Raw genomic sequence first — 8579 nt, forward strand, 5'->3', positions numbered from 1 at the left:
AAGAGATAGTAACCAACTGGGATTCAGTTGGTTTTACACCATCCCAAATATAGAACAATGTTTCCCCATTTTACTTACGCTTTGCATACAACTCTTTTAAGGGCTCATCCCAATATGGCGGGGTGCCGATATGATCTTTTATAAAATCAATAAAGGCGCTCACCTTAGGAGCCAAATGTTTACGTCTTGGATAAACAGCCTGCAGAGGCAAGTGATGAGTTAATTGCCAATCTTCAAGAATAGGAACTAGCGTCCCCTTTTCAAGTTCATCTTCAAGCAAGTAACTCGCTAGATAAACCACACCGAGTCCGCTCACTGCAGCCGACTTAAGCGCTGGGGCATTATCGACTCTGAAATTACCTGTTACGCCAATTTCACAGTAATCATCGCCTTGCTTAAACTGCCATACGCTATGCTCATGCCACTCACCTTGGTAAACCAAGCAATTATGATCCACCAGCTGCTCTGGGCGGCTAGGAACACCGTGCTGCTCAACGTATGATGGCGAGGCCGCGAGTAAAAATTGGCACTTCATTAATGGTCTTGCGACCATACCTAAGGGTAATTGCTCTGACATGGTAAGCAGTAAATCTAGACCTTCACTGACCACGTCAACCTTATGGTCAAGTAAGCTTACTTGCAGTTCTAGTTCTGGATGCCTTGCCATAAATTCGGGTAAAGCAGGAATGATATGCATGGTACCGAAAGACTGGGAAATACCCACTTTCAATACGCCGCGGGTAGCGTCATTAAGATTATGCACGCTGGCAACGGCTTGATCGGCATCCCTTAGTAGTTCTTCACCTTGGGTATATAACAGCTGCCCAGCTTCCGTTAAACTCAAGCTTCTGGTGGTACGTTGGATAAGCTGAACACCCAATTTATGCTCTAAATCGGCTACTTGGGTACTGACTTTTGACTTTGATATGCCTAACTTTCTCGCCGCCGAGCTAAAACTCCCCGCTCGAGCCACATGGGTGAAAATTGCGATCGGTTCTAAAAGTTCTAACATGTAAATCGCCTTAAGGTGTTTACGAGAGTAATAGTACTTCCATCGCTAAGACATGTTATTTTGTATAAAAACAATATCTTAAGTGAATACGCGTACGTTAGAGTAGAGTTTTTATTATTTAACCAAATATTGGTTTTTGTTTTTATTTTTAGAAGTATACCAAAAAATCCTCATAACTCATCAAATTAAGTCGTTTAGGCTAATACTAGAGTGGTAGTAACGACAAAGTTGAATAGCGATTATACCTCACAACGGAAAAGCCCCTGCACAAAGGTGGGATGCAGGGGGCGTTGCAAGACAGTCAAAAGCAACAGGTTTACTTCTTATATTTACTAAATCAAATCATTTAGTAATGACAATCGGTACAAAGAGTCCTGTAAAGCCGGCTCACTCAAGTAACCTTGTATTAGCAGATTCAACTAACGGATAATTAGCAAGTTGAGGAATTTCATCGCGTAATTGCTTTTCTAGTGCCACAAGCGACTTGAAGTTTTCACATAACTTTTCGCCACGAGCTTCTATGTCTTCGGCTTGTTGCTCCATCTGCATCTCAATTTCTTCACCAATTGAGTCCATTTTTACCGAGAACGACTCCATCTTTTGCTCAAAACTATCGCCATCACCCGACATCATCTGTGCACCAAGAGTCATCATCATACTACCTAAAGAGTTTTGCACTAACTCTTCCATCTCTTGCTCAAACTCGTCGCCAAAAGCATCTTCTAAAGAAGACTCTGTTGAGCCGAGGTAAAACTTATCACCATGCTGGTAAGCCACCTTTTCGATACGCTGCTCAAGTCCTGCCATCATCTCGTCAATTTTAGCGCCCGCGCTATCACCTAATAGTGGCGTCAGGGCTAAGCTCACTGCCGTTGATGCCATCTCAACAGCATCGTTAACCAGTGAAATAACTTCAGGGACCTGTGCAGAAACCTCCTGCGAATACTGATTTACTAATGCTTGCTGCTCGCTATTGAGTGAAACTTGCTTGCCATTAACAAACAACTTATCCATTTCGATACGATACTTTTCTTCACCGACTTCACTGATAATCAGTTTCTTCGGCTCCACTGTAACGTCGTAGTTAAGAGAAACCTCGCACTCATTAGTCATATCATGGTCGCTATGAGCAGCAACGGTCTGTAGGCTAGTTGCCGACAACAATACGGCAGAGATCCCAACAGAGGTAAGTAGTTTTTTCATCGCATAAGTCCTTTATCGCTATTGTCTGTATGATTTTTTCAATCTTGATAGAATATAAAGCACAGACCGTGCCAGATACAATAAGCAACTGTTTACAAAGGCTTTACAATTAATACTGGTGAGTGTTGACTCGCGGTTAAACAACATATTTGGCCAATCAAACTAATAATTGGCCAAATATCACAACCCGCAGAGATTGAAACAGAGGTAAAAATTAAACGAAGGAAAACTAGAAGATTGAACGACCTAAGGTTTGACTCAAGGCTTCTAACACTGCCGTGCCAGCCAAGGAATTACCGTTAGCGTCCAGCTCAGGTGACCATACGCACACAGACATATCACCAGGAATAACAGCAATAATTCCACCACCCACACCACTTTTACCCGGCATGCCCACTCGATAGGCAAACTCACCAGCACCATCATAAAGTCCTGACGTGGCTAATAAGGCATTTAACTGTCTATTTTGCACGGGTGTAATAAGTTGTTTTCCAGCTAGACTTTTACCTGAGTTAGCCAAGTAAAACATCGCTCTGGATAGATCTGCGCAGCTCATACGAAGCGAGCAATAGTGAAAGTAACTGTGCAGTACGGTATCGACGTCGTTATTAAAGTTACCAAATGATTTCATCAGGTAAGCAATCGCGGCATTTCTCGCACTGTGTTGATACTCTGATGCAGCAACCACTTTATCGTAACCGAGTCGTTGGTTTTCACTTAAACCACGAACAATCTCCAGCATACGATGCTTTGGTGCACCGAGTCGGCTCTGTAAGAGATCGGCGATAACCAGCGCGCCAGCGTTGATGAATGGATTTCTAGGAACGCCTTTTTCCAATTCTACCTGTACTAGAGAATTAAAAGAGTGACCAGACGGCTCTTTACCGACTCGACACCAAATCTCATCTTCTTCATACAGCATAAGCGCTAAGGTAAGGCTGAACACCTTAGAGATACTCTGAATTGAAAAGGGCTCGAGATAATCTCCAGCCCCTATTGTGACACCGTCGGAGGTTGTCACTGCAATACCTAGCTTATTAGCATCAACTTGGGCGAGGGCTGGAATATAATCAGCTACCTTGCCCTGTCCAAGAAGAGGTCGCACTTTTTCGACGATCTCTTCAAGTAATGCCAATTCAGGCATTAGCCCCACCAAATATCGAAAAGCTCACCAATTTCTAGATCTGATACTGGTTGAGCATCGAAGAATGCTTTAACTGCTGCGCGGTTCTCTTCTGTACATTTACCAATATCTTGAGTGGCAATAATACCTTCCCACTCTTTGTGTCCACCACCATGATAACCAAGACCTGCTGGCTCAATGACTTCATCGATAAACTGATCAACGATTGCATCGATTTGCTCTTCAGTTACTGATTCATTGAATGTCCAGTTAACATCGAATCCAAACTCTTGGAACTCATCTACGCGTAATTTTTTACGTAAGCGACGGCTACGGTTTGCTGCCATGGTTGTTCTCCTAGATAACTTATTTTTAAAGTATATGTTTTGTTGAGCGATTAAACTCGCTCAAACATAAGATCCCAAACACCATGACCTAAACGGTGGCCACGCGCTTCGAATTTGGTTAGTGGACGGTGATCAGGACGTTCAACAACGTCACCTGTAGCAGACTGGTTTTTATAACCAGGTGCCGCAGTCATCACTTCCAGCATATGTTCGCTGTAGTTTTCCCAATCGGTTGCAAGGTGGAATACACCGCCAACTTTAAGTTTGCTACGGATCAATTCGGCAAAAGGCGCCTGAACGATACGACGCTTATGGTGACGCTTCTTATGCCAAGGATCTGGGAAGAATAGTTGTACACGAGACAAGCTGCCTTCGGCAATGCTGTTCTCTAGAACTTCAATCGCATCATGGTGATAAACACGTAGGTTAGTCACGCCCGCTTCGGCAGCTTCAGCCAAACAAGCACCAACACCTGGTTTATGTACTTCGATACCGATAAAGTTTAATTCTGGAGCAGCCTTAGCCATTTCGACTAAAGACGCGCCCATACCAAAACCGATCTCTAAAACGGTATCCGCTTCACGACCAAACACTTCGACTAAATCGATTGCTTCTGGAGTGTAATCTAGGCCCATTATTGGCCACTGCTGCTCCATTGCTTGAGCCTGGCCTTTAGTTAGGCGCCCCTCTCTCAATACAAAGCTTCTCACTTTGCGAAGGTATTTACCTTCTTCATTGAATTCAGCGGTTGTTACGTCGCTCATTTTCGCCCTCACTTAAGGCTGCTCTAGCATTAGACAGCTATTATTAAAAAAAGAAAGGCATTATCCAAAGTTAAACCTTCAGTGCAAGCCTTATTGTGGCGAAATTATACCAATAATCTCAGTTTGTGCGAGCGACAGCTTTAGTTTGCCCGCAAATAACTTGTTTTAGTGCTCAAGCACTGTACGTATCCATTCGTAATTTGCATCATTTTTGCCTTAATAAAGCACAAGTGTTGGCTTGTTAATCGCCAAGGCTAAAGTTACACTGCGCCGATGAAAACTACCGCCTCTTTTTCAACACGAATTATTACTTGGTACGACAACTTCGGTCGTAAACAGCTTCCTTGGCAAATCACTAAAACCCCATATAAAGTGTGGGTTTCAGAGATCATGCTACAACAAACCCAGGTTGCTACCGTTATCCCCTATTTCGAAAAATTTATCGCGCGATTTCCTGATATCGATACCCTAGCAAACGCCGAACAAGATGAAGTGCTGCACTATTGGACAGGGCTTGGGTATTACGCCCGCGCACGAAATCTACATAAAGCAGCCCAAACCATGCAATCACAGTTTAGTGGTGAGTTTCCAACCGACTTTGATGATGTTTTAGCGCTGCCAGGTATTGGCCGTTCCACCGCTGGCGCGGTATTGTCTTTATCTCTTGGGCTTAATTTCCCCATTCTCGACGGTAACGTGAAGCGAGTTTTGGCGCGCCATGGCGCAATCGAAGGTTGGCCCGGTAAAAAACCAGTAGAACAGCAACTTTGGCTATTAACTGAAAGCCTAACCCCAGCAAAAGATATCCAAAAATATAACCAAGCCATGATGGATATCGGTGCAACGGTATGCACCCGTTCAAAACCTAACTGCGCTCAATGCCCAGTAGCAATCGATTGTAAGGCTCAGTTAAGCGGTCGTCAGAGCGAGTATCCGGGTAAAAAACCAAAGAAAACCATTCCTGAAAAATCGGCTTGGCTGCTAGTCATTGAAGATAATCATCAAGTGCAGCTTGAGAAGCGTCCTTCGGCGGGTATTTGGGGCGGACTCTGGTGCTTCCCGCAGTTTAGTCAACGCCAAGAGTTAGATACTTATATAAAAGACAAACAACTAAAGGTGAGTTCTGAGCTTGAACTAACAGGATTTAGACACACCTTTAGCCACTTTCACCTCGATGTCCAGCCTGTACTCATACGGGCAACAGGGCATAGCGATAACCAGATCATGGAACAAACATCCACTGTCTGGTATAACTTAACTCATCCACCTAAAGTTGGTTTAGCCTCGGCCACCGAGCGAATTTTGGCCGACTTAGGTTCTGTATTAAATAAGGAGTAATCATGGCTCGCACAGTAAACTGCGTGTATTTAAACAAAGAAGCAGAAGGCCTAGGTTTTCAGCTTTACCCTGGCGATTTGGGAAAGCGTATTTTCGACAATGTCAGTAAAGAAGCCTGGGCACTTTGGCAGTCAAAGCAAACCATGTTGATCAACGAAAAGAAACTTAACATGATGAATGTTGGTGACCGTAAATTTCTTGAAGAGCAGATGGTAAACTTTCTGTTTGAAGGCAAAGACGTTGAGATTGAGGGTTACGTCCCTCAAAAAGATGACGAGTAAGCATCAAAACGTCTAAAATGAAACGATAGAGGCGTCGCTTAAATTAAGCGGCGCCTTTTTATTTTGCAGCCACCAATTATTTCGACTAGGCCAGCCCAAGCTAGACTTTTAAGCATCCTGCCCCTACCCAATGTTCAGTTAACAGCCGCAAATTCCCCCACCACTCTGATTAGACGTTATATCTAAAGCCAAATCATAAACAAAGCGAACAGTTTTTCAGCCAGCTTTAAAATACAATGATTAAATTAACGACTAAAGCACCGAATTCACTAGCCCCTAGCCAGTTTTTAACCATAAATGCCTCCATGATTGTTCACAATTTGAAATACTGCACACAAACTAAGCGAACAGTCTGTATTAAGTAAAAAAGCTCTTGCGGGAATTTTTGCACCGCTATAAGATACGCGCACTCCAAACGAGACAGGCTTTAAAGCCCAGTTTGAAGTAGCAAATCTAACGCATACAATTAGTAGCGATTAGTTGCCCGAATAGCTCAGTCGGTAGAGCAGAGGATTGAAAATCCTCGTGTCCCTGGTTCGATTCCGGGTTCGGGCACCAACATTTATTAATGAGTTTACTGACTTGATTAGTTAACTGGTTAAGCAAATAAGCCGGCATAGCTCAGTTGGTAGAGCAACTGACTTGTAATCAGTAGGTCCCGAGTTCGACTCTTGGTGCCGGCACCATAAAAACAAAAAAGCCACTCCTTCGAGTGGCTTTTTTGTATCTGAAATTCCTGCGCCTTAATTATTTTCAACGTTTATACCAATCAGTATAAGAAGTTGATCTACGCAGAGCGGCTTTTGGCAAACTAATTCAAGGCGAATAGCTGTAAGAGTGGCTATCCCCTTGTAAAGCTGTTCAACGCTGAAGTAGGTAGCCAAAAACGCTCCAGAATGGCGAGTTTTAGCGACTCAGCTGCTGTGACTTCTAAGGTTCAAGAGGGAGCTTAACCCTAGTTCAACTATGCTCTTCACTCGTGGCAAACCACATGGATGTGGTGAATGTCATTAATGCAGGAGCATTTAATGACCTTGCATCAGAACCGCTAAACTCTCGCTGAGCGACCAAATCTTTATACTGATTGGTATTACACTTCTACGCTAGCCCTTCTCTCTAAAGTAATTCAAATCATTATCCGAGCAAAAAACAGCTAGATATTGCTTACCTACGGCCAACAATAACCAGTATAAAAACCAAAATATCTGCGTGTTATTGGCACATTAATTCAAAAGCGGATGAATGAAGCAATTGAATAAAGCAGCGTATAACCAAAAAAACTCTTTGCTGGTCAGTCTTAGCTTATCCAATGCAGTATTAACAATACTTAAAGCCAGCTTGACTATCTCCTTCACTCGTTACTTTCTGTATTGCATTACATCTTCCCGACATTCATAGGGCCCTCCCACACATAAGAGATCTGATGCAGCAAATGCCCCCATAGTTCACAGAAGAAGTGCACCATTATATGTTTCTAGAAGATACGAGTTCAAAAAGGACCGAAACTAGAGTGATGCACGAGTGATGTAAGGCCGATGTCTGAGCGATATGGAAAAATTTAACGAAGAAACTGCATACGCCATTGCGGGGAGTAACTAATGAGCGCATATCAAATGCGCTAAACTCTCGCTGAGCAATCAAATCTTTATAGTGAACGCCATAGAACCGGTGGAATATGCTTCGAATAAGAGAAAAAATAAGCAGCAAACTCATGCGGAGTCTATTTGTTGCGCAGTCGCACTGAAAAGCACTTGCACCTTAGAAAGCATCGCTATACTATACGCGCACTCCAAACGAGACAGGCTTTAAAGCCAGTTTGAAGTAGCAAATCTAACGCATACGATTAGTATCGCTTAGTTGCCCGAATAGCTCAGTCGGTAGAGCAGAGGATTGAAAATCCTCGTGTCCCTGGTTCGATTCCGGGTTCGGGCACCAACATTTATTAATGAGTTCACTAACTTGATTAGATAACTTATTAAGCAAATAAGCCGGCATAGCTCAGTTGGTAGAGCAACTGACTTGTAATCAGTAGGTCCCGAGTTCGACTCTTGGTGCCGGCACCATAAAAACAAAAAAGCCACTCAATGAGTGGCTTTTTTGTATCTGCGAAACATCCATAAATCCAGTCTGAGTATCAGCATCTCCTAACCTTTATAGGTAAGAACATAGTGATGCGTGCTAATACCAATCAGGGTAATTCTTTCCCCCAAGGTTATTAACGAGTTATTCAGTTTACAAAATTAACACCCGTTTATTAGCGTTTTTTTAATCAACAAGACATGTAAAACAAGACGTTGGGTTACAATTTGCCCAGTTAACAAAAAAAGCACTTGCACCTTCTAAAACATCGCTATATTATACGCGCACTCCAAACGAGACAGGCTTTTAAAGCTTAGTTTGAAGTAGCAAATCTAACGCATACTATTAGTAGCGATTAGTTGCCCGAATAGCTCAGTCGGTAGAGCAGAGGATTGAAAATCCTCGTGTCCCTGGTTCGATTCCGGGTTCGGG

7 protein-coding genes and 4 tRNA genes are annotated in these 8579 nt (G+C 43.2%); 6 read left to right on the forward strand and 5 right to left on the reverse strand.

All coding sequences use genetic code 11. The annotated features are described in order from the left end of the window. Positions 1-70: 70 nt before the first annotated feature. The 5 genes from Q1A86_RS15040 to trmB all read right to left on the reverse strand — a co-directional run bounded on the left by Q1A86_RS15040 (position 71) and on the right by trmB (position 4449). Positions 71-1012: a LysR family transcriptional regulator gene (locus tag Q1A86_RS15040; RefSeq protein WP_299808014.1), complete on the reverse strand. Its 942-nt coding sequence runs from the start codon at positions 1010-1012 to the stop codon at positions 71-73. A gap of 387 nt (positions 1013-1399) precedes the next feature. Next, positions 1400-2215: a YggN family protein gene (locus Q1A86_RS15045; protein WP_299808016.1), complete on the reverse strand. Its 816-nt coding sequence runs from the start codon at positions 2213-2215 to the stop codon at positions 1400-1402. A gap of 229 nt (positions 2216-2444) precedes the next feature. Further along, on the reverse strand, positions 2445-3359 hold the full coding sequence (glsB, locus tag Q1A86_RS15050; RefSeq protein ID WP_299808018.1) for a glutaminase B: 915 nt from the start codon (positions 3357-3359) through the stop codon (positions 2445-2447). After that, on the reverse strand, positions 3359-3685 hold the full coding sequence (locus Q1A86_RS15055; protein WP_012154366.1) for a YggL family protein: 327 nt from the start codon (positions 3683-3685) through the stop codon (positions 3359-3361). Before Q1A86_RS15055 ends, glsB begins: the two co-directional genes overlap by 1 nt. Positions 3686-3735: 50 nt before the next feature. Continuing rightward, entirely contained in the window at positions 3736-4449 is a 714-nt protein-coding gene (gene trmB / locus Q1A86_RS15060; RefSeq protein WP_299808029.1) for a tRNA (guanosine(46)-N7)-methyltransferase TrmB, read from the reverse strand. 273 nt (positions 4450-4722) lie between these two features. Here trmB and mutY point away from each other — a divergent pair, with 273 nt between their 5' ends. From mutY to Q1A86_RS15090, 6 genes are all read left to right on the forward strand, one after another. Continuing rightward, positions 4723-5787: an A/G-specific adenine glycosylase gene (gene mutY / locus Q1A86_RS15065; protein ID WP_299808031.1), complete on the forward strand. Its 1065-nt coding sequence runs from the start codon at positions 4723-4725 to the stop codon at positions 5785-5787. A 2-nt stretch (positions 5788-5789) separates the two neighbouring features. Further along, positions 5790-6068, forward strand: coding sequence for an oxidative damage protection protein (locus Q1A86_RS15070; protein WP_299808033.1), 279 nt, complete (start codon positions 5790-5792; stop codon positions 6066-6068). A gap of 482 nt (positions 6069-6550) precedes the next feature. Then, positions 6551-6626: transfer RNA gene (locus Q1A86_RS15075), tRNA-Phe, on the forward strand. Between the two features lie 52 nt (positions 6627-6678). Continuing rightward, positions 6679-6754 (forward strand) — tRNA-Thr (locus tag Q1A86_RS15080). Between the two features lie 1173 nt (positions 6755-7927). Next, positions 7928-8003, forward strand: a tRNA-Phe gene (locus Q1A86_RS15085). Between the two features lie 52 nt (positions 8004-8055). Further along, positions 8056-8131: transfer RNA gene (locus tag Q1A86_RS15090), tRNA-Thr, on the forward strand. The last annotated feature ends 448 nt before the right edge of the window (positions 8132-8579 follow it).

The organism is uncultured Shewanella sp. (genome assembly GCF_947497935.1).
In the GTDB taxonomy this organism is placed as follows: Bacteria; Pseudomonadota; Gammaproteobacteria; order Enterobacterales; family Shewanellaceae; genus Shewanella.